Here is a 24,824-nt window from a genome sequence, read left to right on the forward strand (position 1 = left end):
GACACCAATCAGGCGCCGTGACACTTTTTGAATTTCTTGCCGCTACCGCAAGGGCAAGGGTCGTTACGACCCACCTTGGCGTCATCACGTTTGACGGTTTCTACCTTGCCAAACTTCTTTTCCAGCCACAGGAACATTAGTTCTTCGACCAGCCAAGGCAGCTCATCCAGCCGCTCTTCGCGCTGTTTGATGGTGAATTTTTCGTCTTCGTTATCCGGGTCATGGCCCAGTTCGACCACCAGGATTTTGGCGATGAGATCATAGAAATCATCGCTTTCGTCCATCAGCGCTTGCCAAGGCTCTTCGCGCACGGCGATCCCGGCGTGAAAACCTGCAGCCCAATACTGGCCAACGGTGTCTTGCCACTTTTCGTCCATCCCTTCGTCGTTCAGGATCAACGGGTAGTACAGCGGCTCTTCGCCCATATTGCTGCGGCTTTTCACCGAGTACGCCTGACGAATTGTGGCAGCGTGGCGGCGGATCAGATCCAGAATGTCGTCGGCTTCAATCTGATCCGAAAACTCGGGTACATGGCCGTCAAATACCGCAGGCAGCCATTCATCCTCGGGGACTTCTTCCGGCCCGATGGTCAGCGCCACCAGGAAACCATCCAGCATTTCCAGATCCATGGTGGCTTCTGGCGTGCGCGGGCACATCAAAAAGGTATCGAGGCGGTCGAATTCGGTATCGTCAAGCGGTTGCAGCGTCATCACAAACATCCAGGAAGCTCATTCAATCCGCCATTGTACCAGCGCCAATGACAGTTTCCGCGTTGCGGGCACGTTTTCAGCCCAGCGCTACGGCTTCGGGCTCTGGTGTGACTGGCGACTGCGCTTGTTCGCGCGCATATCGCGCTGGCGACAGGCCGACGTGGCGGGTGAAAGCAACGCTGAATGTGCTGGCGGAGCTATAGCCCACGCAGTCGGCGATTTCGGCAATGGCGAGCTGTTGGCGCCAAAGCAGATTTTTGGCCATGGCCATGCGCCAGGAGAGCAGGTAATCCATCGGTGTGACCCCCACGGTGTGGCTGAAGCGCTCAAAAAAGGCAGAGCGCGAGAGCGCGGCCTCTTTGGCCAGTTGGGCCACGGTCCATGCCTGGGCAGGGCTTTCGTGCATATGCCGGATCGCAACTGCCAGGCGTTCGTCGGCCAACCCACGCAGCAGACCGGGCGATGCGGCCGTGCCCGCTGTGGAGCGCAGGGCTTCCATAAACAGTACCTCCAGCAGGCGGGACAGAATGACATCCCGTGCTGGTCTTTGCGCGCGGGATTCTTCGCCCACCAGTTGCACCAAGGTCGTTAGCCGACTCTCGCCCCGAACATGGACCAGTTGCGGAAGCAGCGATACCAGCAGGGCTGCATCTGGCGAACCAAAAATACAGTGACCCACCAGTAATTGCACATCTGGCCTGGCATCGGGCGGGCCAAGTCTGAACCTGCCGTCGGCCAAGGCAACGGGTGCAGCTTGCGCGTCTTCAGCGGTCACGGGCTCAAGGCTGGACATGGTGAAGTCGTACGCCGCAGGGATCAGCACAAAGTCGTTTGCCTGCAGGGCGAGAGGTTCGCGGCCATCAACCGCAAGGCGGCAAGACCCTTCAAGAATGACGAAGTAGAACGGTTGGCCGGATTCCGTGCGCCGGACCCGCCAGCGTCCGCTCCCGCTGACCATTTTTGCTGCGGTTGCGGCTGGTTGCAGTAGCGCAACGACTTGGGCGAGAGGATCGACCATGATTGGACTCTTGCAAATGAAATCTGGATTTATGAGTGTAGCAAGTCCGGTTGCTGCGATCTATCGTGTTGGTGCTGCCAACCACTCTCTGGAATCCCCCATGAAAACCATTCTGATCACCGGATGTTCATCCGGCTTTGGCCTTGAAACCGCGCGCTACTTTCTGGACCGCGACTGGACCGTTTTCGCCACCATGCGTACGCCACGCACAGACTTGTTGCCAGCCAGCCCGAACCTGCGGGTGCTCGCCCTTGATGTCAGCGACCCGCAAAGCATTCGCCATGCTGTAGAAGCAGCCGGACCAATTGATGTGCTGGTCAATAACGCCGGGATCGGGGTGTTGGGCGCGCTTGAGGGCATCGCCATGCAAACCGCTCGTGAGGTGTTCGAAACAAATACCCTGGGCACGATAGCAATGACGCAGGCCGTGCTGCCGCAGTTCAGGCAACGCAAGGCCGGTGTGATCGTCAATGTGACGTCGAGCGTGACATTGCTGCCACTGCCACTCCTCGCGGTCTACACCGCCAGCAAGGCGGCGGTAAATGCGTTTACTGAGTCACTGGCGCTGGAACTGCAGCCATTCAATATCCGGGTCGGCCTGGTGCTTCCTGGTCGGGCCCCGGAAACGCGATTTGGTGAAAACGCTCAATCACGGATGAAGGATGGCATCCCGCAGGCCTACACCGAGCTGGCACAGCAGGTGTTTGCCCAATGGGCGCAGTCATCGGCAGTGACGCGAGCACAGGATGTGGCGGAAGCGGTGGGGCGGGCAGCGACTGATCCAGCAAGCCCGATGCGGATTGCGGCGGGTGCGGATGCCCTGGCATTGGCCGGGTAAGCTCAAAACCGAAGTGCCCTTGGGCTGGGTGCTGTGGTTTAAAAAAAGGCGGAGCGTTGCCGTGAGCGGCGGCTTCCCCCAAAATGCCGCCTTGTCTGTGAGAACCGCATTGCCTGCCCGGAGCCGTATATGAGTCACAAGCCAGAAGTTGCATTGATCGCCGCGCTGGGCACCAATGGTGTCATCGGCATTGAAAACCGCCTGCCATGGCGCTTGCCGGATGATCTGAAACGGTTCAAGGCATTGACATTGGGTCGCCCGATTCTGATGGGCCGTAAAACCTGGGACTCACTGGGTCGCCCGCTGCCGGGGCGTCGTAATCTGGTGGTAACGCGCCAGACGGATTGGCAAGCTGCGGGCGCTGAAGCCTACCCCAGCATCGAAGCAGCGCTGGCAGCCTGCCCTGACGTTGAAAGCGTATTTGTGATTGGCGGTGGCGAAATCTACCGCCAAGCCTTGGCGATAGCGGACGTGCTGTATCTGACCGAGGTCGCACTGGCCCCGCAAGGCGATGCGTTTTTTCCGGAATTTGACCGCGCCGTGTGGCAGCCGGCGCAGCGTGAAGAGGGTGTGGATGAAACTAGCGGCGTGACCTACGCGTGGGTGGATTACCGGCGTAAAGGCTGACGCGGCGTCATTGGCAAGTCGATACGCTGGATATTAAAAAGCACCGTTAAATCGGTGCTTTTTGTTTTTGCAGATCGCGCCGGTGGCTTAATCCACAAATTCCAGCAGATCGGCAAAATGATGGATCACCCGATCCGCGCCCAGATCGTCCAGATTGCTGCCGTAGCCATAGCTCACGGCAACTACGGGGCAACCAGCGGCGTGTGCGGCCAGGACGTCGTTTTTGGAATCCCCGACCATCAACATCTCTTCCGGGCTGATATTGAGCGCCTGCGCCACATGCAGCAGCGGCATGGCCGAAGGTTTTTTTTCGGTCAGCGTGTCGCCCGCAACCACCACCTCAAACCGTTCGCTCACGCCCAGCTCACGTAGCAGCGGTAGCGTATAGCGCTCGGGTTTGTTGGTAACAATGGCCAGCGGGAAACCCAGCTCGTGCAGCCGCGACAACGTCATCTGCACTTGCGGGTAGAACGTGGTGTCGATCGACAAGCCTTGTTTGTAGTGGCGATCAAACAGCGCCATGGCTTCTTTTTGCAGCGCGGTGCCGGTGTACTCGGCGGCATGGCTGTCGGCCAGCGTGCGGGCAACCAGAGAACTGGCACCATCGCCGACATAACTGGCTACCGTGGATTGCGCCAGCGGTGCCAACGCCATATCGGCGCGGGCAGCGTTGGCAGCGCGCGCGAGGTCGGCAATCGAATCGACCAGCGTGCCGTCCAGATCAAATGCAAAGGCTTTGATGTCCATACCAGAACCTTTACTGCTTACTTGCCGACGTGGCGGTTAATCTCGCCATGCATGGCGGCGATGATGGCTTTGTAATCCGGGTGGCCAAAAATGGCCGAGCCCGCTACAAAGGTATCGACGCCCGCAGCAGCAATCTCGCCAATATTGTCGACCTTCACGCCACCGTCGATTTCCAGATGGATGTGGCGACCGGTTTTATCTTTGTAGCGATCCAGCTTGGCGCGCGCCTGGCGGGCTTTTTCCAGCATTTCCGGAATAAACGCCTGACCGCCAAAGCCCGGGTTTACCGACATCAGCAATACCATATCGACCTTGTCCAGCACGTAATCCAGATGATCAAGCGAGGTGGCCGGATTAAACACCAGACCGGACTGGCAACCGTGCTCGCGAATCAGTCCGAGCGAGCGGTCAACATGATCGGAGGCTTCCGGGTGGAAAGTGATGATATTGGCACCGGCTTTCGCAAAATCAGGAATGATGCGGTCAACCGGACGCACCATCAGATGCACATCAATGGGCAGGTTGGTGTGCGGGCGAATGGCTTCACACACCATCGGGCCAATGGTGAGGTTGGGGACGTAATGGTTGTCCATGACATCGAAGTGGATCAGGCTGGCGCCAGCTTCCGACACGTTACGCACCTCTTCACCCAGTCGGGCAAAGTCGGCGGATAGAATGCTGGGGGCAATGCGGTATTCGGCCATGAAGAACTCCGTGAGATTTATGAGACTATGGCCCGGATTGTATCTCATTCGGCATGCCGTCCGTTGGGCCAGGCTGCTAAGATGTGCCTGAATAAGAACTCAACTGCAGGCTGGACCCATGAGCGAAAAGCCAGAATTTGTCATTGAAATAGTCCCCAACGCGTCTTACGTGGCCGAGCAATCGGACGAAGCGGAGGACCACTACGTGTTTGCCTACCGCATTGCCATCACTAATCGCAGCGCAGCCACTGTCCAGTTGATTTCACGTCACTGGATCATCCGCGATATGGAAGGGCGCGAGCAGGAAGTGAGCGGCTTGGGCGTTATCGGTGAACAGCCGGTGCTGGAACCGGGGCAATCCTTTGAATATATGAGCGGTACCACGCTGGAGTCGCCGGTGGGCACCATGCGCGGCACTTATCAGATGCGCACCGCCGACGGCACCTTGTTTGATGCGCAGATCCCCGAGTTTTTGCTGTCGGTGCCACGCACGCTGCATTAATCAACTATCACCCCACAATCAGCCAGCCCGCAGCGCAGGTAAACCACGTGCTACGCGGGCCAGTCACTGCAGATTATCTGCTGCACATTTGTGCAATATCTATCCGTTTTGGCCTGTAATGCATGCTGGCGATTTCCGGTAAAGCCGGAATACGCAACGCTCATGCCTGCGCTGCTTCGCCGTAACGTCCCATGCAGCTAGAATACGGCGCAGTGGAGGCCGCATGCGCATATTAGTGTCCAACGACGATGGTTATTTCGCCACCGGTATCGCAGCTCTGGCTGCGGCGCTGGCGGACGAGCACGAGGTAATGGTTTGCGCACCCGAGCGTGACCGCAGTGGTTCGAGTAATTCGCTCACGCTGGATAGGCCGCTGAATGTTCGGCGGGCGCCTAACGGGTTCTTTTACGTGAATGGCACCCCGACCGATTGCGTGCATTTGGCGGCAACCGGCCTGATGGATCAACTGCCCGATCTGGTGGTGTCCGGTATTAACCACGGCGCCAATATGGGCGACGACACTGTTTATTCCGGCACGGTCGCCGCGGCCACTGAAGGTTATCTGCTGGGGGTGCCGGCCATTGCGTTTTCGCTGGCGTCACGCAATCCACAACATTTCGAGATCGCCGCACAAGTGGCTAGCGAACTGATCGCCCATACTCTGGCGCACCCGTTTGAGACACCGGCGTTATTGAACGTCAATATCCCCGATTTGCCGTACGACCGCATTGTGGGCCGCAAAGTGACCCGACTGGGGCGTCGCCATCGCGCGGCTTCTGTGATCAAGGACCAGAACCCGCGCGGCGACCCGATCTGGTGGGTCGGGCCGGTGGGCAGTGCGGCGGTGGCGGGGGAAGGCACCGATTTTCACGCTGTGGCCAATGGTTATGTCTCGATTACGCCGCTTTCTGTTGATCTCACTGCATATTCGGAACTGGATACGGTATCGAAATGGCTATGCGCATGAATTTCAGTAATGTCCCTGGCATGGGCATGACCTCTGCCCGCACGCGCACCCGCATGATCGAGCGGCTGAAAAGCCAGGGGATTGTCAGTAGCGAAGTGCTGGGCATCATGGGCGAGGTGCCGCGGCATGCCTTTGTGGATGAAGCGATTTCACACAAAGCGTATGACGACATGTCGCTTCCTATCGGTCATGGCCAGACCATCTCCCAGCCATATATTGTGGCGCGCATGACCGAATTGGCGATTGGCGTGGCACAGCGCGAACGTGTGCTCGAAATTGGTACGGGTTGCGGTTATCAGACCACGGTGCTGGCGCAGTTCTTTAAAACAGTCTATTCGATTGAACGTATTGGCGGCCTGGCCAAACAGGCTCGGGAACGTTTATCCACTTTGGGTGTTCTCAATACACGTCTAAGGCATGGCGATGGCAGCCGGGGCCTGCCGGATGGCGCTCCCTACGACGTCATCATGCTCACGGCCGCCGCGCCGGTCGTCCCTGAAGCGTTGATCGCGCAATTGAAACCCGGCGGGCGCATGATTTTCCCGGTTGGGGGCGAAATTCAGGAATTGCGTATGATCGAACTCACGACCGACGGTCCGGTGGAGCAACGGCTGGAGAAAGTCCGCTTTGTGCCGCTCTTGCCTGGTATGGCGTGAATTAGCACGCCTGCGCCACATTGCCGGGAGCCGTCCCGGATGTTACATAACTACACAAAATCAGAAAGTCCAAGGAGAAATTAGTGAACTGGCAGCGCCTCATCGTCCCCGCCGCATTGCTGTTGCTGACTGCATGTGCCAATCAGCCGAACCAACCGGCGCCGATTGTTGATCGCTATCAACAGGGCAGCACCGCACCAACCCCGGCCCCGACTGCGCCTGCTGGTAACCACGGCCCGATCGTGGCCTCGGGTGCGACAGGTGATACCTATGTTGTCCAGAAAGGGGATGGCTTGTACCGGATCGCCATGGATCATGGCGTGGCATATCGTGATCTGGCAGCCTGGAATAATCTGGATGACGTGAATTCGATCAAGGTCGGCCAGGTATTGCGGCTGACCGCACCGGGTTCTACACCCGCCGCCGCAGCGGATGCAGGTGGCGTAGAAGTGCGACCCTTGAAAGATGCCGCACCTGCAGCCACCGCGGCAACGCCTGCCACCGCACCGGTGGTGGCAGCGAACAAAAGCTATCCCAAAGCCATGAAGTTGCCATATAGCGCGCAAAACGCCAGCGGGATCGCGGCACTGGCAGAAGGCCCGGCAGTTGTATCAAAACCACAGCAGGACATTGCGAGACCGGCCAAGGCTGCGACAGCTTCGGAAATGGCCGCAACTGCCGATGCCGTTACAAAAAGTAACGATAAATCAGCCTCGCAACCGGTATCTGAGGCCGCTTCTGCTGCGGCAAGTGAGGTGGACTGGATGTGGCCAACCACGGGCCAACCGACAAAACCTTTCACTGATGAAAGTAGAGGTATTGATATTGTCGGAAAAATGGGGCAGTCTGTTATTGCGTCAGCGTCTGGTAAGGTCGTTTACGCGGGCAGTGGCTTACGTGGCTACGGCAAAATGATCATCATCAAGCACAGTAACGAATTCCTGAGCGCATACGCGCATAACAGCAAATTGCTGGTCAAGGAGGGCGACATCGTCAAGAAGGGTGAAAAGATCGCGGAGATGGGCAACACCGATGCCGACCAGGTCAAACTGCACTTTGAAATTCGCAGATTTGGTAAACCAGTCGATCCAGCCAAATACATCCACTCAGATAAATCATGAACGATCAAATCGATATCCTGGAAGACGAAGCGTTACTCGAGGAAGAAGAACTCGAGTCAATTGATAACGAAGCAGAAGGGGAAACCGAGACAGAAGCTGCGGCTGCAGAAGAGGCCGACGCGCCTGTCTATGAGAGCACTGGCGACGTTACCCAGATTTATCTAAATGAAATCGGTCACAGCCCGCTACTTACTCCGGATGAAGAACGGGCACTGGCACGGCGAGTGGTTCAAGGCGATTTTCCTGCCCGCCAGAAAATGATCGAGCACAACCTGCGTTTGGTGGTGAACATCGCCAAGCACTACATCAACCGCGGTATGACCTTGCTTGATCTGATCGAGGAAGGAAATATCGGCCTGATGCATGCACTGGAAAAGTTTGATCCAGAGCGTGGATTCCGTTTTTCGACTTATGCCACGTGGTGGATTCGCCAAAGCATCGAGCGCGCCATCATGAATCAGTCGCGCACCATTCGACTGCCTGTGCACATCATCAAAGAACTCAATGTGTATCTGCGTGCGCAACGCCATCTGGAAGCGCGCATGGGGCATGAGCCAACGGTGGAAGAAATTGCCGCGCTGGTGGGCAAACCAGTGGAAGATGTACGCCGGATCATGGGTCTGAACGAGCGAGTTGCTTCGCTGGACGCGCCGCTGGATATCGATCCAATGTTGACCATCGGTGAGTCCATCCCCGATGACCAGCATGATGGTCCGGAAACGCTGTTGCAGAACATGGAAATCGAACGCTATGTGCGCGACTGGCTCAAGCAACTGAACGACAAGCAACGCATGGTAATCGAGCGCCGTTATGGCTTGAATGGTTATGAAATCTGCACGCTGGAAGACCTGGCGGCGAGCCTGAATCTGACCCGCGAAAGAGTACGGCAGATCCAGATTGAAGCACTGGAACAACTGCGCCGCATCTTGCGTCGCTACGGGGTAACCCGCGATGTGGTGCTTTAACGAGTCTGGGTTAAATTTCGTCGGCCATTACCGACAATAAAAAACGGCTAAATGATCAATCTCATTTAGCCGTTTTTTATTGGCACTACGCATGACTACTTGCCTGGGGGTGCCACGCTGCGATGAATTCACCGCCGCGTGGCACCACCATTGACGCTACGCCATGACTATTTGCTGCTGATCTTGTGATCGGGCACCACGATAAAGCTGTAGGTCTTGTTGGCGACCAGATAATGGCGCGCCAGTGAGTCCAGGTCGGCCTTGCTGATGCTCTGATAGTCGCTGGCCCGCGAACGCGCCCAATCTAGCCGGGCTGGTACTTCTTGCGAACCATTCATCACTGTGCCCAGCCAGTAGCCATTGGTGCGTTCGGAGTCGCGAATCCCGGTGAGGATAGGTGCTTTGGCGCGTTCCAGTTCATCGTCGGTAATGCCTTTGCTTTGCAGGTCTGCAGCAATTTTGCGTACTGCGTTGGCCACCTTGTCTGCTTGCTCTGGCTCCACCGTAATCAATACGCCAATCGAGCCGTAATTGGTGAACACCTCGCTCAGCTGCGAGAACGCCTGTGGACTGTACGAACTGCCCATCTGCATGCGGATGGTGTCCCACAAGCGGTTCTTCAGGACTTCGGCCAGCAGATTGAAACGGCGAGTCAGATGAATGTCTTTGCCATCGGTGGCTGGCCACACAATAAACACCAACCCGCGATTGATCTCGGTGGCCACCGTGTACCGCTGGTTCACCGCTTGAGCCGGGAAGTTGACGACGCGTTGCGCGGTGTAATCCGGCTTGGCATCGCGTTGTGGCAGGGCACCCAGCGTTTGCGATACCGCAGCTATGGTTTGCGGGATGTCGATATCACCGACAATCGATACTTCCAGCGGTCCGCTGCTCAGTTGCGGTTGCAGCCACGTTTTCAGTTCGTCCAGATTGCGCGACAAAGCCACTTTCTGATCGGGAATGCCAAAGCGCGGATCGTGGTCGGCCAGCTCGCTGGCAATGCGCGTCTGCAACAAGCCTTCCGGCGTATGCGCCAGCTCCGTCTGGTTCTCTACGATGGCTTTGCGGGCCATAGACAGCGCTTCTGGCCGGTAGCCAGGATGTGCTAGATAAGCGGCCAGCAATTGCAATTGCAGCTGCAGATTGTCCTGGTTGGTATTGGCCGAGAAGGTCAGGGCATCGCTGCCGACACCAAAGTTGAGCCCGACTTGCTTGCCAGCCAATGCGGTTTGCAGGTCATCAATGCCCAGCTTGTCCAACCCGCCGGTTTTGAATCCAAGATTGGCCAGGTAGGCCAAACCAGGTTGAGTGGCTGCAGGTTCGGTCAGCAAGCCGCTGCCCACGCGCAAAATCACGCTCACGGTGTTGGCCTGAAACGGGGTTTTCTTCAGATTCAGGCGGACGCCATTGGCAAACTGCACTTGGGTGATCCCCAAATCATCAATCTGCTTCTGTTTGGCTACCGCGCCAGCAGGGCCAAAATCCTTGTATGGAAACTCGGTCGTTTTATCAGCATCCGGGGCTTTTACGGCCTGAGTCTGGCCTTGCTGATAAGCCGCTAGGATTTGTGTTTGCGGCTGATCCAGTTTGACGTTACCGGCAACAAACACTTTTCGGCCACCCGACCAGGCTTTGCGCAGTGCGTCCAGGCAATCTTGTGGCGTGACTTTATCCAGCAACGGGCCGAGCAGGGCGAGATCTTGCTGCGGCGACGTAAATACATTGTCGTCATTGAGCGAGTCGGCTATCGAACCCGCCAAGCGATCAGAACGGCGCGTTGCGGCGCTGGATACTGATTGCTGCAAATCCGTGCGCATATTGGCGGTGGCGACCTTGAGTTCGGCAGCAGTAAAACCGTGTTCCAGTGCGCCGCGCAATTGTTGCTCGACCAAGCCCAAGGCCGTTTGCCATTGTTCCGGCTTGGCCGAAGCGCCGATGGTGCTGATACGCACTTGCTTGAACATGTCGTAGACACCGGTATACGCGCCATTGAGTGGCGAATTTTCCTGGTGCGCCAGCATGTCCAGCCGCCGCGACAACATATCCAGCGCCAGTTGCAACGTTTGGTCGCTCAGGCGGATTTGCGCTTTGTCTTCTCCAGGGAAAGGCTGCAGCGTTTGAATGCTGATATTGGTATTCGGGGCGTCGGCCTCGTAGTGATATCCCACCTGCACGTCTTTTACTGTCGACTGAATCCGCAGATCGGGCGCAGCGCGTTCTGGCGCGCGAGCGGTTAATCCGCCGAATTCCTTGTTAATCAGCGCGACGGTTTTGACAACATTCAAGTCACCCACCGCAATGATGGTCAGGCGGTCCGGCCGATACCAGGTGTTGTAAAGGTCAGCAAAGCGATCACGATTGGCCGCATTGATGACACTTTCCTGGCCAATGGGCATGCGCTGAGCAGGCAATGAGCCGGGCAGCAGGAAGTTGATTTCCGCTACGTAGTTGCGGAACGCCACCGAATCACGCGCGCGTTTTTCACTGAGAATAACGCCGCGTTCACTGTTGATCTGATCTTGTTGCAGCAGCAATCCGCCCGAGAAATCAGCGAACACCTGCAGGCCTTCAGTCAACGTATGTTCTTTGGTGTCAGGCAACTCCAGCTGGTACACCGTGCGATCCTGACCGGTATTGGCGTTGGCGTCGCTGCCCATGCCCATACCCAGGCGCTGGAAGTAGTTCACCAGCGTATCCGGCTTGTAATGCGTACTGCCCTTGAACGCCATGTGCTCCAGAAAGTGGGCCAGGCCTTGTTGGTCATCGGTTTCGTTCAACGAACCGGCTTTAACCAGCAAGCGCAGGCTGGCGCGACCTTTAGGCTCGCTATTGGGCAGAACGACATAGCGCACGCCGTTATCGAGCACACCCCATGTGGCGGCGGGATCGGGCTTGATGTCACTTTGGTCTTGCGGGAAACCGGGTTTGGCCTGAGCAGCTGTGGCGAGCAAGCCCACAGACAACAGTGAGGCAACAAGAAGCTTGCGGATAAGGGGCATGAATTGACACCGAGTCTTTAGAGGGACGATGACAACGGTGCTCTGGCGACCTATCCGCGACACGGCACGCCATTTATTGGCATGCCAGTCCAGGGTGCACCAGAACGCAATTGCCAGCCACTCTTGTTATTGGGGTATTCAAATAACGAGCGGGGACCGGTTTTGTGCACCGCGCGCCAGGAAAGGCGCACAAAGCGGGCCATGACGCCGGCCGGGGCGTGAATATCCCGGCCGGCTCAGGCAGATTTGAATCAGATGCCGCGCAGAAGTTCGTTAATGCCGACCTTGCCGCGAGTCTTGGCATCGACCTTCTTCACGATTACAGCGCAGTACAGGCTGTAGGAGCCATCTTTGGAAGGCAGATTGCCCGATACCACCACCGAACCGGCCGGGATGCGGCCATAAGTCACTTCGCCGGTTTCGCGGTCATAGATCTTGGTGGATTGGCCGATGTAAACGCCCATCGAAATCACCGAGCCTTCTTCCACGATCACGCCTTCAACCACTTCCGAGCGCGCACCGATAAAGCAGTTGTCTTCAATGATGGTCGGGCCGGCTTGCAGCGGCTCCAATACACCACCAATACCCACGCCGCCGGACAAGTGAACGTTCTTGCCAATCTGCGCGCAAGAACCGACGGTGGCCCAAGTGTCGACCATAGTGCCTTCATCAACATAAGCACCGATGTTGACGTACGAAGGCATCAGCACCACGTTCTTGCCAATAAACGAGCCGCGACGCGCCACGGCGTTGGGCACAACACGGAAACCGCCAGCGCGGAAGTCAGCCTCGCTGTAGTCAGCAAACTTGCTAGGGACTTTGTCGAAGTACTGAGTGCAACCGCCATCCAGCAAGACGTTGTCGTTAATGCGGAACGACAGCAGAACGGCTTTCTTGAGCCACTGATTGGTTTGCCATTGGCCGTCCACTTTTTCAGCGACGCGCCACAGACCTTTATCCAGACCGTTGATGGTTTCGTTGATGGCATCACGCAGTTCGGCGGTTACGTTGCCTGGGTTGATCTCGGCGCGATTTTCAAATGCGGTTTCGATAACGGCTTGCAGGTTGCTCATGGCGGTTCCTGTTCAGGTTGATATGGCTTGCTGATTAATCGGATAAATTCAAATGTAGACGCTTGGGCTTAAAACCCGATTAAAGCGTCTGGCAGAAATGAACGATGCGTTTGGCGGCGGCAATGCAATCTTCCAGCGGTGCCACCAGCGCAATCCGCACGCGATTCGCTCCCGGATTCACGCCGTGCGCATCGCGCGCCAGATAGGAGCCTGGCAAAACGGTAACGTGCTGTTCGGCATACAGGCGGCGGGCAAATTCGGTGTCGGCAATGGGCGTGCTGGCCCACAGATAGAACGAGGCATCGGGCATGGCCACGTCCAGCACTGTCGCCAGTTCTGGTGTCACAGCGGCAAATTTGGCGCCATAAAGACTGCGGTTCTCGACAACATGAGCCTCATCGTTCCAGCCGGCAATACTGGCCGCCTGAATGGAAGGGCTCATGGCGCAGCCGTGATAAGTACGGTACAGCAAAAATTTGGCCAGAATCGCCGCGTCGCCAGCCACAAAGCCCGAACGCAGTCCGGGCACGTTAGAGCGCTTGGACAGCGACGAAAACACCACCAGCCCGCGATAATCGCGCCCCAGCTTGTGGGCTGCTTCGAGCCCACCCAGCGGCTTGGCATCGTCAAAGTAAATCTCGGAATAACATTCATCGCTGGCAATAACGAAGCCGTAGCGATCTGCCAGCGCAAACAGTTTTTTCCAGTCATCCAGCGAGGCTACCGCGCCGGTCGGATTGCCGGGCGAGCATACAAACACCAGTTGGGTGCGTTGCCAGACATCTTCCGGCACGCTATCCCAATCGGGTTGAAAGCGGTTCTGCGCCAGGCAGTTCACATAAAACGGTTCAGCCCCGGCCAGCAGCGCGGCGCCTTCATAAATCTGATAAAACGGATTAGGGGAGATCACCACCGGCTTGTTGCCGGTTTCGGTGTTGATCACGGCTTGGGCGAACGAAAACAACGCCTCGCGGCTGCCGTTGACCGGGATGATTTCGGTGGCCGGATTGGGCGCAGGTAGATCGTAACGACGAGCAAGCCAATGACTGATCGACTCACGCAGTGCTTCCGAGCCCAGCGTGGCCGGATATGCAGCCAGACCGTCCAGATTGTTGACGAGCGCGGCTTTGATCAGCTCCGGCGTGGCGTGCTTGGGCTCCCCGATCGACAAGTTGATGTGTTTGAACACCGGGTTGGGCGTAACACCGGCAAACAGCGATTTCAACTTCTGGAACGGGTAGGGATGCAGGTCGTCGAGCCGGGGTGACATGTCGCAGCTGGGCCTTAGGGAAAACGGCGATTATACCGGCGTTGGCATCATGCTAACACCCGCTGATTAACGCGAATGTCAGGCCAAATGAAAAACGCGATGCCGCCCGATAAAGGCAGGCATCGCGTTAACGGTCACAAATAACGGGTTTTACAGGCTTTCTTTGGCTTGCTGCGGAAAGTATTTCAGCAGTTTGTGTACTTTGGAGGCCACTACCAACGAGCAATACGGCTGTTCGCCATGCTGATTGAAGTAGTTGTTGTGGTAGTCCTCAGCTGGCCAGAACTCCTGCGCAGGCGTCAGTTTGGTAACGATTGGGTCCGGATAGGTTCCCGCTGCGCTCAACTCCGCAATTTTGGTGCGGGCAACAGACTCTTGTTCGCCATTCAGATAAAAGATTTCCGAGCGATATTGGGTGCCAATGTCATCGCCTTGGCGATTCAGCGTGGTTGGGTCGTGAATCGTGAAATACACGTCCAGCACATCTTCGTAGCTGATTTCATCCGTATTGAAGGAAATCTTCAGAATTTCGGCATGACCGGTTTCGCCGGTGCACACGGCCTTGTAGGTCGGGTGCTGCACATGGCCGCCCATATAGCCCGATTGCACAGCGGTAATACCGCGCAGGCGTTGAAAAACCGCTTCCATGCACCAGAAACATCCACCAGCCAGGATCGCAACTTCAGTGGTCATTGATTTCTCCTTGTGGGATTTGTGATTTGGCGCGTTCACGCCTTGTGGTGGGCCAGCAGATCAGGCCTACTGTCGCGCCGTCCGGATATTGGTCGGCTGCGGGCCGCTGAAATTACAACGGTAAGGATTGATGTCCAGACCACCACGACGCGTATAGCGCGCGTAGACGGCCAGTTTCATGGGTTTGCAGTCACGCATGATGTCGACAAAAATGCGCTCGACGCACTGCTCGTGAAACTCGTTGTGGTTACGGAACGAGATCAGATAACGCAGCAGGCTTTCGCGATTGATCGGCGCGCCGACATAACGAATCTGTACGCTGGCCCAGTCTGGCTGGCCGGTAACGAGGCAGTTGGACTTCAACAGATTGGAAGTCAGCACTTCATCGACCGGGCTATCCAGTTGGTCACAACGCAACAGACCCGGTGTGGGTTCGTAGTTGTCGACTTCGATATCCAGATTGTCGATGCAATAGCCGGCCAGATCGGCCATTTTCTGCGCTGCAAAAACTTCAGGCTCAAGCAACTGCACGATTACTGGCGCGCCAGCAGCGGCGGAAATATCGGCTTGCAATAACGATTGCAATGCTTCGATGTCAGCCAGACGGGTTTGGTTGAAACTGTTCAGGTAGAGCTTGAATGATTTGGACTCAACAATATTCGGGCTTTCAGTCGGAATATGAAACGTTGCCATCGCCACTTGCGGCTTGCCGCGGGCATTGAGCCAGCTCAGTTCAAAGGCGTTCCAGATATCAACACCCATAAACGGCAGCGCGCCGGTTACACCGATTTCATCACGCTTGCCCTGGCGGGGAATCGGAAACAGCAACGATGGATCGTATTCAGTCTTGTAGCTCACCGCTTTGCCAAGGGGTGAGAATTCAGCTTCGCTCATGCGTGTTCCAGGGGGCGTGGACTAGATGGTCGGGAAGGTTGAATAGATGCGCCCAATCCGCGCACCTTCAAGCCCTTGCCGGGTATATGGGACGATATTCTGCGGCAAAGCGTCCACTGGATACCAGCCCAACGCGTCTTGTTTGTCTGGCCAGAGGGGCACGCGGCCAACGGTGCCAGCCCGAAACCAACCGTTAGCGGTACTTGCGCACCAGCCCCACCATCACGCCGTAAATCTCCAATCCTTCTTGCGGGCGGATTGGCGAGAACTCCGGGTTACGCGGCAACAACATGAAACCTTGCTTGTCGCGCCCAAGTTCTTTGAGCGTGTATTCGTTATCTATGATGGCCACGACAATATCGCCAACGCTGGCGGCAGGGCGTTTTTCGACGATGGCGATATCACCATCATGAATGCCAGCTTCAATCATCGACTCGCCGCGAACGCGCACCATGATGGTGGCAGAAGGGCGATTGACCAGATAGTCGTCAATAGAAAGCGCTTCGCTCATGGCGTCGTTCGCGGCGGCGGGCAAACCCGCTGGCACCGGAAAGTCCGCCAACTCACGTTCAAAGAAGCGTTTGGTGGGCGCCAGGCGTTTATCGGGCGTCATTTCGATATAACCGGCCAGCATCAGGCGCTTGACCAGCGCTGAAACGGCAGACTTGGATGCCATACCCAGCATTTCGCCGATGACGGCATAGGACGGCAAACTGCGGTAGTTAGAATAATAATCCTGAAGTTTGCCCAGGTACTCGGTATCGCGATTGGGGTTGCCCATGATGCGCTCACAGAACATTCGTTCAACATAGGGTATGTGAACGAACGTTCTGTTGTCAAATGCATAGGACCTCGACTGTTGCCAGCCGCTGGCCTGGGTTGGCCAGCCTGGCGGCCTTAAGCAAACAAGCCGGGCCAGGGTACAATGGCGGCTGTTATTTTGACTGGCTACCGGCTTTGCGTATTTATCTGGCCCCGATGGAAGGGCTGCTTGATCACGTTTTGCGCGATGTTTTGACTCGTGCAGGCGGTGTTGATCTTTGTGTCAGCGAATTCATTCGGGTTTCTGGCTCGTTGCTGCCCAAACGCATCTTCTATCGTTTCGTCCCTGAGCTGCTGAATGGCGGGAAAACGCCAGCGGGTGTGCCAGTGCGCGTTCAGTTGCTGGGGTCAGACCCCGCCTGCATGGCCGAAAACGCGGAACGTCTGGCATCGCTCAATCCCCCTGGTATCGATCTGAACTTTGGTTGTCCGGCTAAAACCGTCAACCGACATGGCGGCGGGGCGTTATTGCTCAAGACGCCAGAAGTGATCCATGAGGTTGTTAGCGCGGTGCGGCGAGCAGTGCCGGCACATATTCCTGTAACCACCAAGATGCGCTTGGGCTACGAAGACCAAAGTCTGACGCTGGAATGCGCGCACGCCATGCAAGACGGGGGCTCGGCCGAACTGGTGGTACATGCGCGAACCAAAACAGACGGTTATCGCCCGCCAGCCTATTGGGAAAAACTCCCGGCCATTCGTGAGGCACTTTCGATTCCGGTTATTGCCAATGGCGAAATCTGGACCGCTGCGGACTTTCATCGTTGTCGCGAAGTATCCGGCTGCGAAGATGTGATGATCGGGCGCGGCATGGTGGCCAACCCCGGTCTTGCATTGCAGGCGCTCAGCCAGGCTGGTTTGGCCTGGTCCGATCTGGCTCCGTTGGTGCAGCTGTTTTGGCATAACGTGGAATCGCGCATTCTCCCCAAATACCAGGCCGGCCGCGCCAAGCAGTGGCTGGGTTATTTGCGCCGTACTTATCCGCAAGCTGATGCTGTTTTTATCGAGGGCAGGGCATTGCAAGAAGGCAAAGATCTCGTGGCGTTAATGCTTGACTCCATGCGGGCTGAAGCCGCTGTTTTAGTCTGAGATTGGCCTGCCCGCGACGAGTTGTCATGATTTGCGGTTATCAACAAATATAATTTGACGTTCAAGGAGACGCCTTTATGGCGCTGCAGCTGGAAAGTATTCTTTTTGCCGTAATGCAAGGTGTGAGCGAGTTGTTTCCAGTGAGTAGTCTGGGGCACGGCGTCATTGTCCCCGATTTGCTGCATTGGCAACTGGACCCGCGTTCCCCGCAATTTCTGCCGTTCATGGTGGTTTTGCATTTAGGCACTGCACTGGCTTTGCTGCTGTATTTCCGTAAAGACTGGATCTCGTTGATTGCCGACTTCTTTCGCGGCGGCTGTATGCCGGGTAATTCCGCAGCGCGACCACTGTGGCTGGTCGTCGCGGGTACCATTCCCGCCGGCTTGCTGGGTTTGTTGCTGGAAAAGAAAATCCGCATGCTGTTTGCCAGCAGCACCATCGTATTGGCGTTTCTGATCGTGAATGGCGTCATGCTGATCGCCGGAGACCGCTTTGCCCGTCGCCGCTCCAGTGGCCGCAAACTGGAAAGCCTGACCTTTTTTGAGGCAATCAAAATTGGCTTTGCGCAAAGCCTGGCGTTGATTCCCGGCATTTCCCGCTCGGGCAGCACCTTGTTGGGCGGCTTGTCGCAGGGGCTGGATTACGAAGCATCCGCGCGTTTTTCGTTTCTGCTGGCAACGCCGATCATCTTGGCGGCGGGCATTCTGGAATTGCCTAAAGCCATACACGAAGCCGGTCCACTGCCATTGTCACTCATGCTTATTTGCGGCGTGATCGCCGGTGTCTGCGCTTATCTGAGCACATGGCTGCTGATGCGATACTTCAAAACGCATGAAATCAAAGCCTTGCGACCCTTTGGCTGGTACTGCATTGCCGTGGGCATCCTGGGTCTGGCAGTGAAATTGGCATAAGGAACAAACATGGTATCCACGACTGAAAACAACCACAGCCGCAAACCCTGGTACAAAGAGCCCGGGCCGTGGTTGGTGATGGCGGGTCCGGCGGTGGTGGTAGTAGGCAGCTTGTTCTGCGTCTACCTGGCATTCTCGCGTGAAGACGATCTGGTTACGCAGAATTATTATCAGGCTGGCCAGGCCATAAACCAGCGCATGCACGAGGACGAACAAGCCAAGTTGCTCGGGCTGGATGGCAAGTTGACGCTGGACGTGGTGCGCGGTCACGTTGAGTTGTTGTTGGACAATCCCAAAAATCAGCAATTACCGCCAGTATTACAGATGGATCTGGCACACCCGACACAAGAAAAGCTGGATCAGCATGTGTTGCTAAGCAAGGTGGATGGCGGTCATTACCTGGCCAATATCGAGCCGACCAAAGCTACACGTTGGCATATCTCGATTCAGAATCAGGAATTGTGGCGCATGGAAGGCGAATGGGATGCGGGGAAAACCGGTGATACCGTGAGTGTTAAACCCACCGTGCAAACCGTCGCGCCAGCGGAAAACTGATCTGGTTTGATTTGATTCTGGCTTGTGCAGCGGCATCTGAATAAATCCGAGAGCCGCGGCACCAGTAAAAAAAACATAAAGCCCTGCGATAGCAGGGCTTTATGTTTTTGGTGCCAAGAACGGATATTTTGGCGCTATTGGCCCGCCGGTTGTAGTGGCGCAGACAGCGATTGCTCTGGCTTGAAGCTACCCTGCAAACGCCACTGGTTGGCATTGTCAGCTAGATCCAGCCCCCATCGTGCATTGCCAAGAGGGCCAGGCAATTTGCCGATGAAGTCAGTAGCGGACTGCGCTTTTAGTTGAACTTTCTGGTCCAGTTCAGAACGGGTGGGGTGGACGAACTGCAGGCGCAGTACATCGCCGACCGGCTTGTTCAGAACCAGATGAATGGTCTGCCGATCAGCATCCATCGCGAAATGGGCATTCAAGCCCAAGCGAGCCGCTGCCTGGTCACGGGCCACGACTTTGGTGACCTCTTCGCCTTGCTTGGCATAATCGTCAACCACCGTGCCATCGTTGGATTTGGCGGCGATCCAGATCATGTTGATGCAACCCAGAATGGCGGCAATCGGAAACATCAGGATGAACCATGCCCACGGCGATTTGTACCAAGGCTTCTTTTGTTGCTGCATACGTGCGGTCTTTACTTTGCTCGATAAATAAATAGATAGATAAAGCAGATCAAAAGCATTGGGCCAGCAGACGAAATACCCGAATCCGCTGGCCCAGCTTGTGTCGTCGTGGATTACTGGTTTTGCCCGATAAAGCTCGACTTCTCGCGCACTTGAATCTTCGGGCTATCCACTGCCTGAATGATAAAGACAATGGGGTGACTGCCTGCTTTCGCATTCGCGGCATCAACATGCACACGCACGCCGACGTCTTCCTGGTCAGTTGATTTCACCAGAACCTTATTCCCACCGTCGACCAGAATCTTCATGCCCGGCAAACCTTCGACCCCGATCGAGTAGCTATGGTTCTGTTCGTCAGCGTTTTCGATTTGCAGGCGATAACTGTTTTCCAGCATGCCGTCTTCTGCTTCACGTACCAGCGCAACTCGATCCCGGGCTATGTTCACCTTGACCGGTTGATGCTGAACCAGCGAAACAATGGTTACGGCAGCCACAATGAACAGGACGACACCGTACATCAAGACGCGGGGACGCTTCAGTCGGGACCAGAATTGCGACTCTGGATAAACGTGATTGAGTGCGTTTTCCGTGGTGTAGCGAATCAGGCCACGCGGATAGCTCATTTTATCCATGACCTCATCGCAGGCGTCGATACATGCCGCGCAACCGATACATTCGTATTGCAACCCGTCCCGGATATCAATGCCGACGGGGCATACCTGCACGCACATCTTGCAGTCAATGCAGTCACCCAGACCATCTGCCTTGTAATCACTGCCTTTTTTGCGGCTACCGCGTTGCTCGCCACGCTCCGGGTCGTACGAAACAATGAGCGTATCGGCATCAAACATGGCGCTCTGAAAGCGTGCATACGGGCACATATACTTGCAGACCTGCTCGCGTAGCCAACCAGCGTTGCCATAAGTTGCAAAACCGTAGAACAGCACCCAGAACAGCTCAAGAGTACCCAATGTCAGCGTGGTCAATTCCATCCACAGTTCGCGAATGGGCATGAAATAGCCAACAAAAGTAAAACCGGTCCACAACGCAAACAGGATCCAGATCGCATGCTTGGTTAGCTTCAGGCGTAATTTGCGCACATTCAGCGGGCCGTTATCCAGCTTCAGGCGCGCCATGCGATCACCTTCCACCCATTTTTCTATCCACAAGAAAATTTCGGTGTAGACCGTTTGCGGACAGGAGTAGCCGCACCAGATGCGCCCGGCAATGGTGGTCCAGGCAAACAGGCCGAAGGCGCAAAGCAGCAGCAGGGCGGTCAGGTAGATAAAGTCTTGCGGCAGGAAAACAATGTTAAAAATAAAGAATTTGCGATTAGCCAGATCAAACAGAAGCGCTTGCCGATCATTGATGTTGATCCACGGCATACCGTAGAAAAACAACTGCGTGGCCACCACAAAGAAAATTCGCCATTTATTGAAGACGCCATTGATCCAGCGCGGATAGATCTTTTTGTGCTTGGCATAGAGCCTGACTTCTTCATACTCACCTTGATCGTTAACCTCGACGACGGTGACGGGAATATCTTGCAGTTTCTTGCTCATGATCGGGAATCCTGTTGCTGCCACGCTTGCACGCAAATGCGGGTGGTAGATTTCGCTCATTCAAGGGCGAAATGAAAAACGGGCGGAATAAGCCGCCCGTTTTTTTTTTCGCTTTTAACAGCTTTCAAGCATGACGCACCGGGTTACTGGGCGTTCTGCGAGTTGTGCGACAAACCGTATACATAACCTGCCAGCACATGCACCTTGGCATCGCCCAGGAAGTCTTTCCATGCCGGCATCTGGTTGTTACGGCCGTTAGTAACGGTTTCGATGATGGTGGATTCAGACTTGCCATACAGCCAAACGCCGCTTGGATGGGTCAGATTCGGGGCACCAACATCAATATTACCGTGACCATCCGGGCCATGACAGGCTGCGCAAACTTGCTTGAAGGTGGCTTCGCCTCGACCGGCGCGTTCATCATCAAACTTGTTGCCGGAAATCTTCAGCACATAGTTGGCAACGTCACGCACTTTTTCTTCACCAAATGCAGCACCGAACGCCGGCATCTGGCCGTGACGACCAAAGCTGATGGTTTGCACGATACGATCCGGTGTACCGCCGTACATCCAGTCATGATGAACCAGATTCGGGAAGCCCTTCGCGCCGCGAGCATCCGCACCGTGACACTGCAGACAGTAGGTCAGGAACAGACGCTTGCCCATTTCTTGCGCTTGTGGATTCTGCGCAACTTGCTCAACTGGCATCTTCAGGAACTGATCATACAGCGGACCGTACTTGGCATCAGCTTTGGCGGTTTCTTCTTTGTACTGGCCAGTTGCGCTCCAGTGCTTGAGGTTACCAATGGCCACACCGGGGTAAAGCGCCAGATAGCCAACAGCAAAGCAAAGGGTCAGCACAAACAGACCGACCCACCAACCCGGCAGCGGATTGTTATATTCCTGCAAGTCGCCGTCCCAGACGTGATCCAGGGTCTGGACTTTTTCGCCCTTCTTGACCTTGATCACGCTTTGGCTCTTGAGCAGATAGCCCAAGCCGATCAGCGAAACGATGACGATTACGGTGATGTAAACGCCCCAAAAACTACTATAAAAATCAGTCATTTATGACTCCGCGCGGTGAACTGCTTTTATTTTTGCCCAGACGAAGACGCAGGCAGGTCATCGTCGAGAAGGGGCGCGCGGCCCGCTTCCTCCATTTCATCCTTTGTGCCCTTGCTGAATGCCCAGATAATCAGGGCAACAAAGCACAGGAAACCCAGAACGGTGACGCTGATGCGCAACAAATCCTGCCAAGCCATGTCTGTTACCTCTTGTTTTTCAGCGCCAGACCCAAGCCTTGCAGATAGGCAATGACAGCTTCCATTTCGGATTTGCCTTCAGCATCTTTGGTCGCGTTAGCGATGTCTTGATCGGTATATGGCACACCAACACGACGCAGGGCGCGCATTTTGGCAGGCAGGCTTTCTGCATCCACCTTGTTTGCGGCCAGCCACGGGAACGCTGGCATGATCGACTCAGGCACCACATCACGCGGATTGGTCAAGTGGGCGCGATGCCACTCATCCGAGTAACGACCGCCAACACGAGCCAGGTCCGGACCAGTACGCTTGGAGCCCCACAGGAACGGGTGATCGTAAACCGACTCGCCGCCCACCGAATAATGACCGTAGCGTTCGGTTTCTGCGCGGAACGGGCGAATCATTTGCGAGTGGCAGTTGTAACAGCCTTCGCGCAGATAAATATCACGACCAGCCAGTTGCAGCGCGGTGTAGGGTTTGACGCCTTCAATTGGCTGCGTGGTGGACTTGGAGAACGCCAGTGGCAGGATTTCCACCATCATCGCGACGCTAATGGTCAGGATGGTCAGCAGAATCAGCCAGAAGACGTTCTGTTCGATCAGTTTTTGAATTCTTTCCATTTAATCTCTTCTCCGTCTTCGGCAATCAGGCGTGTGCGTGCACTGCTGGGATTTGCGCATTGACCGGAGTGCCGGAGAAAGCGGTACGCAGCGTGTTGTAAAGCATCAGCACCATGCCGGAGAGGAACAATACGCCACCCAGGAAACGGATGATGTAGTACGGGTGGGTTGCTTTTACCGCATCAATAAATGCGTAGGTCAGCGTGCCATCCGGATTCACCGCACGCCACATCAGGCCTTCGGTTACGCCAGCAATCCACATGGAAGCGATATACAGCACAGTACCCAGTGTCGCGACCCAGAAATGGACCTCAATCAGCTTCACCGACCACATTTCTTCTTTATTGAACAGGCGCGGGATCAGGTAGTAGATCGAGCCGATCGTGATCATCGCCACCCAGCCCAGAGCACCGGAGTGCACGTGACCAATGGTCCAGTCGGTGTAGTGCGAAAGCGCATTTACCGTCTTGATGGCCATCATCGGGCCTTCGAAGGTGGACATACCGTAGAACGACAGGGCTGTGATCAGGAACTTCAGGATAGGGTCAGTACGCAGTTTGTGCCACGCACCGGACAGCGTCATGATGCCGTTGATCATGCCACCCCAGCTTGGCGCCAGCAGAATCAACGAGAACACCATACCCAGCGACTGGGTCCAGTCTGGCAGAGCGGTGTAATGCAGATGGTGAGGGCCAGCCCACATATAGGTGAAGATCAGCGCCCAGAAGTGAACCACTGACAGGCGATACGAGTAGATCGGGCGACCGGCTTGTTTAGGCACAAAGTAATACATCATGCCCAGGAAGCCTGCGGTCAGGAAAAAGCCCACGGCGTTGTGGCCGTACCACCATTGCACCATGGCATCCACAGCACCGGCGTACACCGAGTAGGACTTCCACATGCTGACCGGTACAAACGCGCTATTCACAATGTGCAGCAGCGCTACGGCCAGAATGAAGCCACCGTAGAACCAGTTTGCCACGTAAATATGCTTGACCTTGCGCTTGGCCAGTGTGCCGAAGAACACCACGGCATAGGTAACCCAGACCACGGCGATCAACAGCTTGATAGGCCATTCCATCTCGGCATATTCCTTGTTGAAAGTAATGCCGAGCGGGTAGGTGATGGCACAAGCCACGATGACGACTTGCCAGCCCCAGAAAGTAAAAGCGGCCAGCTTGTCGCTGAACAGCCGCACGTTACAGGTGCGCTGAACCACGTAATACGAAGTAGCAAAAAGGCCACTGCCGCCAAACGCGAAAATCACCGCGCTGGTGTGGAGCGCCCGCAAGCGTCCGAAGTGGAAGTAAGGACCGAAATTCAACTCCGGCCATGCAAGCTGAGATGCAATGACGACACCTACCAACATACCGACGATACCCCACACGACGGTCATGATGGCAAATTGCCGCACCACTTTGTAATTGTATGTGGCTTGGTTTTCCATAAAGCGCTCCGAGAAAGCTCCAAAACAGCAAAGGTAAATCTTTGAATGCGTGCCCATGAAAGCAGGGCGAACAGGTTAAAACCTGTTTTATGCATTATGCGTATTAGTAGTGATTCTGAAATGTAGCTGGCGGGATGTATA

At 55.8% G+C, this 24,824-nt stretch carries 26 protein-coding genes; 10 read left to right on the forward strand and 16 right to left on the reverse strand.

Annotated features, from left to right (window positions below; all coding sequences use genetic code 11):
* Positions 1-8: 8 nt before the first annotated feature.
* Complete coding sequence (locus tag P4L78_RS14730; RefSeq protein WP_283149562.1) at positions 9-710, reverse strand: UPF0149 family protein; 702 nt, start codon at positions 708-710, stop codon at positions 9-11.
* A gap of 76 nt (positions 711-786) precedes the next feature.
* Positions 787-1,728 carry an AraC family transcriptional regulator gene (locus P4L78_RS14735; RefSeq protein WP_309328622.1) on the reverse strand — a complete coding sequence of 314 codons (942 nt, stop codon included), beginning with the start codon at positions 1,726-1,728 and terminating at the stop codon, positions 787-789.
* Positions 1,729-1,828: 100 nt separating this feature from the next.
* Here P4L78_RS14735 and P4L78_RS14740 point away from each other — a divergent pair, with 100 nt between their 5' ends.
* Positions 1,829-2,566, forward strand: coding sequence for an SDR family oxidoreductase (locus P4L78_RS14740; protein WP_309328623.1), 738 nt, complete (start codon positions 1,829-1,831; stop codon positions 2,564-2,566).
* Between the two features lie 129 nt (positions 2,567-2,695).
* The gene (locus P4L78_RS14745) at positions 2,696-3,193 is read left to right on the forward strand and encodes a dihydrofolate reductase (RefSeq protein ID WP_309328624.1); all 498 of its coding nucleotides are present in this window, start codon (positions 2,696-2,698) and stop codon (positions 3,191-3,193) included.
* An 87-nt stretch (positions 3,194-3,280) separates the two neighbouring features.
* Here P4L78_RS14745 and P4L78_RS14750 read toward each other — a convergent pair whose 3' ends face one another.
* On the reverse strand, positions 3,281-3,940 hold the full coding sequence (locus P4L78_RS14750; protein WP_309328625.1) for a phosphoglycolate phosphatase: 660 nt from the start codon (positions 3,938-3,940) through the stop codon (positions 3,281-3,283).
* Positions 3,941-3,957: 17 nt separating this feature from the next.
* Positions 3,958-4,644, reverse strand: coding sequence for a ribulose-phosphate 3-epimerase (gene rpe, locus P4L78_RS14755; RefSeq protein WP_283149557.1), 687 nt, complete (start codon positions 4,642-4,644; stop codon positions 3,958-3,960).
* Between the two features lie 118 nt (positions 4,645-4,762).
* On the opposite strand from rpe, the gene apaG reads away from it, so the two are divergent.
* The 5 genes from apaG to rpoS all read left to right on the forward strand — a co-directional run bounded on the left by apaG (position 4,763) and on the right by rpoS (position 8,855).
* Entirely contained in the window at positions 4,763-5,146 is a 384-nt protein-coding gene (gene apaG, locus P4L78_RS14760) for a Co2+/Mg2+ efflux protein ApaG (protein ID WP_309328626.1), read from the forward strand.
* Between the two features lie 223 nt (positions 5,147-5,369).
* On the forward strand, positions 5,370-6,113 hold the full coding sequence (gene surE / locus P4L78_RS14765) for a 5'/3'-nucleotidase SurE (RefSeq protein WP_309328627.1): 744 nt from the start codon (positions 5,370-5,372) through the stop codon (positions 6,111-6,113).
* A gap of 26 nt (positions 6,114-6,139) precedes the next feature.
* On the forward strand, positions 6,140-6,769 hold the full coding sequence (locus P4L78_RS14770; protein ID WP_390901594.1) for a protein-L-isoaspartate(D-aspartate) O-methyltransferase: 630 nt from the start codon (positions 6,140-6,142) through the stop codon (positions 6,767-6,769).
* Positions 6,770-6,852: 83 nt separating this feature from the next.
* Positions 6,853-7,890, forward strand: coding sequence for a peptidoglycan DD-metalloendopeptidase family protein (locus P4L78_RS14775; protein ID WP_283149553.1), 1,038 nt, complete (start codon positions 6,853-6,855; stop codon positions 7,888-7,890).
* Positions 7,887-8,855, forward strand: coding sequence for an RNA polymerase sigma factor RpoS (gene rpoS / locus P4L78_RS14780; RefSeq protein WP_283149552.1), 969 nt, complete (start codon positions 7,887-7,889; stop codon positions 8,853-8,855). Before P4L78_RS14775 ends, rpoS begins: the two co-directional genes overlap by 4 nt.
* 167 nt (positions 8,856-9,022) lie before the next feature.
* On the opposite strand, the gene P4L78_RS14785 is transcribed toward rpoS, so the two are convergent.
* From P4L78_RS14785 to P4L78_RS14810, 6 genes are all read right to left on the reverse strand, one after another.
* Positions 9,023-11,854 carry a pitrilysin family protein gene (locus tag P4L78_RS14785; protein WP_283149551.1) on the reverse strand — a complete coding sequence of 944 codons (2,832 nt, stop codon included), beginning with the start codon at positions 11,852-11,854 and terminating at the stop codon, positions 9,023-9,025.
* 251 nt (positions 11,855-12,105) lie between these two features.
* Positions 12,106-12,927, reverse strand: coding sequence for a 2,3,4,5-tetrahydropyridine-2,6-dicarboxylate N-succinyltransferase (gene dapD / locus P4L78_RS14790; RefSeq protein ID WP_283149550.1), 822 nt, complete (start codon positions 12,925-12,927; stop codon positions 12,106-12,108).
* 79 nt (positions 12,928-13,006) lie between these two features.
* Positions 13,007-14,197 (reverse strand): succinyldiaminopimelate transaminase, encoded by a 1,191-nt coding sequence (gene dapC / locus P4L78_RS14795; protein WP_283149549.1) that lies wholly within the window; start codon positions 14,195-14,197, stop codon positions 13,007-13,009.
* A 150-nt stretch (positions 14,198-14,347) separates the two neighbouring features.
* Positions 14,348-14,890, reverse strand: a complete 543-nt coding sequence (gene msrA / locus P4L78_RS14800) for a peptide-methionine (S)-S-oxide reductase MsrA (RefSeq protein WP_283149548.1) — start codon at positions 14,888-14,890, stop codon at positions 14,348-14,350.
* A gap of 66 nt (positions 14,891-14,956) precedes the next feature.
* On the reverse strand, positions 14,957-15,784 hold the full coding sequence (gene queF / locus P4L78_RS14805; protein WP_309328628.1) for an NADPH-dependent 7-cyano-7-deazaguanine reductase QueF: 828 nt from the start codon (positions 15,782-15,784) through the stop codon (positions 14,957-14,959).
* A 193-nt stretch (positions 15,785-15,977) separates the two neighbouring features.
* Positions 15,978-16,565, reverse strand: coding sequence for a LexA family transcriptional regulator (locus tag P4L78_RS14810; RefSeq protein ID WP_309328629.1), 588 nt, complete (start codon positions 16,563-16,565; stop codon positions 15,978-15,980).
* 59 nt (positions 16,566-16,624) lie between these two features.
* On the opposite strand from P4L78_RS14810, the gene P4L78_RS14815 reads away from it, so the two are divergent.
* The 3 genes from P4L78_RS14815 to P4L78_RS14825 all read left to right on the forward strand — a co-directional run bounded on the left by P4L78_RS14815 (position 16,625) and on the right by P4L78_RS14825 (position 19,161).
* The gene (locus P4L78_RS14815) at positions 16,625-17,695 is read left to right on the forward strand and encodes a tRNA-dihydrouridine synthase (protein WP_309328630.1); all 1,071 of its coding nucleotides are present in this window, start codon (positions 16,625-16,627) and stop codon (positions 17,693-17,695) included.
* A gap of 77 nt (positions 17,696-17,772) precedes the next feature.
* Complete coding sequence (locus tag P4L78_RS14820) at positions 17,773-18,606, forward strand: undecaprenyl-diphosphate phosphatase (RefSeq protein ID WP_283149543.1); 834 nt, start codon at positions 17,773-17,775, stop codon at positions 18,604-18,606.
* 9 nt (positions 18,607-18,615) lie between these two features.
* Entirely contained in the window at positions 18,616-19,161 is a 546-nt protein-coding gene (locus P4L78_RS14825) for a FixH family protein (RefSeq protein WP_309328631.1), read from the forward strand.
* Between the two features lie 134 nt (positions 19,162-19,295).
* Here P4L78_RS14825 and P4L78_RS14830 read toward each other — a convergent pair whose 3' ends face one another.
* The 6 genes from P4L78_RS14830 to ccoN all read right to left on the reverse strand — a co-directional run bounded on the left by P4L78_RS14830 (position 19,296) and on the right by ccoN (position 24,683).
* A complete protein-coding gene (locus P4L78_RS14830; RefSeq protein ID WP_309328632.1) occupies positions 19,296-19,793 on the reverse strand; it encodes a FixH family protein in 498 nt (165 codons plus the stop codon).
* Between the two features lie 113 nt (positions 19,794-19,906).
* On the reverse strand, positions 19,907-21,355 hold the full coding sequence (gene ccoG / locus P4L78_RS14835; protein ID WP_309328633.1) for a cytochrome c oxidase accessory protein CcoG: 1,449 nt from the start codon (positions 21,353-21,355) through the stop codon (positions 19,907-19,909).
* Between the two features lie 143 nt (positions 21,356-21,498).
* Positions 21,499-22,419 (reverse strand): cytochrome-c oxidase, cbb3-type subunit III, encoded by a 921-nt coding sequence (ccoP, locus tag P4L78_RS14840; protein ID WP_283149539.1) that lies wholly within the window; start codon positions 22,417-22,419, stop codon positions 21,499-21,501.
* A gap of 26 nt (positions 22,420-22,445) precedes the next feature.
* Positions 22,446-22,616 carry a cbb3-type cytochrome c oxidase subunit 3 gene (locus tag P4L78_RS14845; RefSeq protein WP_283149538.1) on the reverse strand — a complete coding sequence of 57 codons (171 nt, stop codon included), beginning with the start codon at positions 22,614-22,616 and terminating at the stop codon, positions 22,446-22,448.
* 5 nt (positions 22,617-22,621) lie between these two features.
* Positions 22,622-23,236: a cytochrome-c oxidase, cbb3-type subunit II gene (gene ccoO, locus P4L78_RS14850; RefSeq protein WP_283149537.1), complete on the reverse strand. Its 615-nt coding sequence runs from the start codon at positions 23,234-23,236 to the stop codon at positions 22,622-22,624.
* A 25-nt stretch (positions 23,237-23,261) separates the two neighbouring features.
* Complete coding sequence (ccoN, locus tag P4L78_RS14855; protein ID WP_283149536.1) at positions 23,262-24,683, reverse strand: cytochrome-c oxidase, cbb3-type subunit I; 1,422 nt, start codon at positions 24,681-24,683, stop codon at positions 23,262-23,264.
* Positions 24,684-24,824: the final 141 nt, after the last annotated feature.

Source organism: Silvimonas sp., from assembly GCF_031291215.1.
GTDB lineage: Bacteria > Pseudomonadota > Gammaproteobacteria > Burkholderiales > Chitinibacteraceae > Silvimonas > Silvimonas soli.

Bases quoted from the DNA above. Each gene is read 5' to 3' on its own strand.
- P4L78_RS14730 (WP_283149562.1), bottom strand. From the start codon at position 710: ATGACGCTGCAACCGCTTGACGATACCGAATTCGACCGCCTCGATACC.
- P4L78_RS14735 (WP_309328622.1), bottom strand. From the start codon at position 1,728: ATGGTCGATCCTCTCGCCCAAGTCGTTGCGCTACTGCAACCAGCCGCA.
- P4L78_RS14740 (WP_309328623.1), top strand. From the start codon at position 1,829: ATGAAAACCATTCTGATCACCGGATGTTCATCCGGCTTTGGCCTTGAA.
- P4L78_RS14745 (WP_309328624.1), top strand. From the start codon at position 2,696: ATGAGTCACAAGCCAGAAGTTGCATTGATCGCCGCGCTGGGCACCAAT.
- P4L78_RS14750 (WP_309328625.1), bottom strand. From the start codon at position 3,940: ATGGACATCAAAGCCTTTGCATTTGATCTGGACGGCACGCTGGTCGAT.
- rpe (WP_283149557.1), bottom strand. From the start codon at position 4,644: ATGGCCGAATACCGCATTGCCCCCAGCATTCTATCCGCCGACTTTGCC.
- apaG (WP_309328626.1), top strand. From the start codon at position 4,763: ATGAGCGAAAAGCCAGAATTTGTCATTGAAATAGTCCCCAACGCGTCT.
- surE (WP_309328627.1), top strand. From the start codon at position 5,370: ATGCGCATATTAGTGTCCAACGACGATGGTTATTTCGCCACCGGTATC.
- P4L78_RS14770 (WP_390901594.1), top strand. From the start codon at position 6,140: ATGACCTCTGCCCGCACGCGCACCCGCATGATCGAGCGGCTGAAAAGC.
- rpoS (WP_283149552.1), top strand. From the start codon at position 7,887: ATGAACGATCAAATCGATATCCTGGAAGACGAAGCGTTACTCGAGGAA.
- P4L78_RS14785 (WP_283149551.1), bottom strand. From the start codon at position 11,854: ATGCCCCTTATCCGCAAGCTTCTTGTTGCCTCACTGTTGTCTGTGGGC.
- dapD (WP_283149550.1), bottom strand. From the start codon at position 12,927: ATGAGCAACCTGCAAGCCGTTATCGAAACCGCATTTGAAAATCGCGCC.
- dapC (WP_283149549.1), bottom strand. From the start codon at position 14,197: ATGTCACCCCGGCTCGACGACCTGCATCCCTACCCGTTCCAGAAGTTG.
- msrA (WP_283149548.1), bottom strand. From the start codon at position 14,890: ATGACCACTGAAGTTGCGATCCTGGCTGGTGGATGTTTCTGGTGCATG.
- queF (WP_309328628.1), bottom strand. From the start codon at position 15,784: ATGAGCGAAGCTGAATTCTCACCCCTTGGCAAAGCGGTGAGCTACAAG.
- P4L78_RS14810 (WP_309328629.1), bottom strand. From the start codon at position 16,565: ATGGGCAACCCCAATCGCGATACCGAGTACCTGGGCAAACTTCAGGAT.
- P4L78_RS14815 (WP_309328630.1), top strand. From the start codon at position 16,625: ATGCATAGGACCTCGACTGTTGCCAGCCGCTGGCCTGGGTTGGCCAGC.
- P4L78_RS14820 (WP_283149543.1), top strand. From the start codon at position 17,773: ATGGCGCTGCAGCTGGAAAGTATTCTTTTTGCCGTAATGCAAGGTGTG.
- P4L78_RS14825 (WP_309328631.1), top strand. From the start codon at position 18,616: ATGGTATCCACGACTGAAAACAACCACAGCCGCAAACCCTGGTACAAA.
- P4L78_RS14830 (WP_309328632.1), bottom strand. From the start codon at position 19,793: ATGCAGCAACAAAAGAAGCCTTGGTACAAATCGCCGTGGGCATGGTTC.
- ccoG (WP_309328633.1), bottom strand. From the start codon at position 21,355: ATGAGCAAGAAACTGCAAGATATTCCCGTCACCGTCGTCGAGGTTAAC.
- ccoP (WP_283149539.1), bottom strand. From the start codon at position 22,419: ATGACTGATTTTTATAGTAGTTTTTGGGGCGTTTACATCACCGTAATC.
- P4L78_RS14845 (WP_283149538.1), bottom strand. From the start codon at position 22,616: ATGGCTTGGCAGGATTTGTTGCGCATCAGCGTCACCGTTCTGGGTTTC.
- ccoO (WP_283149537.1), bottom strand. From the start codon at position 23,236: ATGGAAAGAATTCAAAAACTGATCGAACAGAACGTCTTCTGGCTGATT.
- ccoN (WP_283149536.1), bottom strand. From the start codon at position 24,683: ATGGAAAACCAAGCCACATACAATTACAAAGTGGTGCGGCAATTTGCC.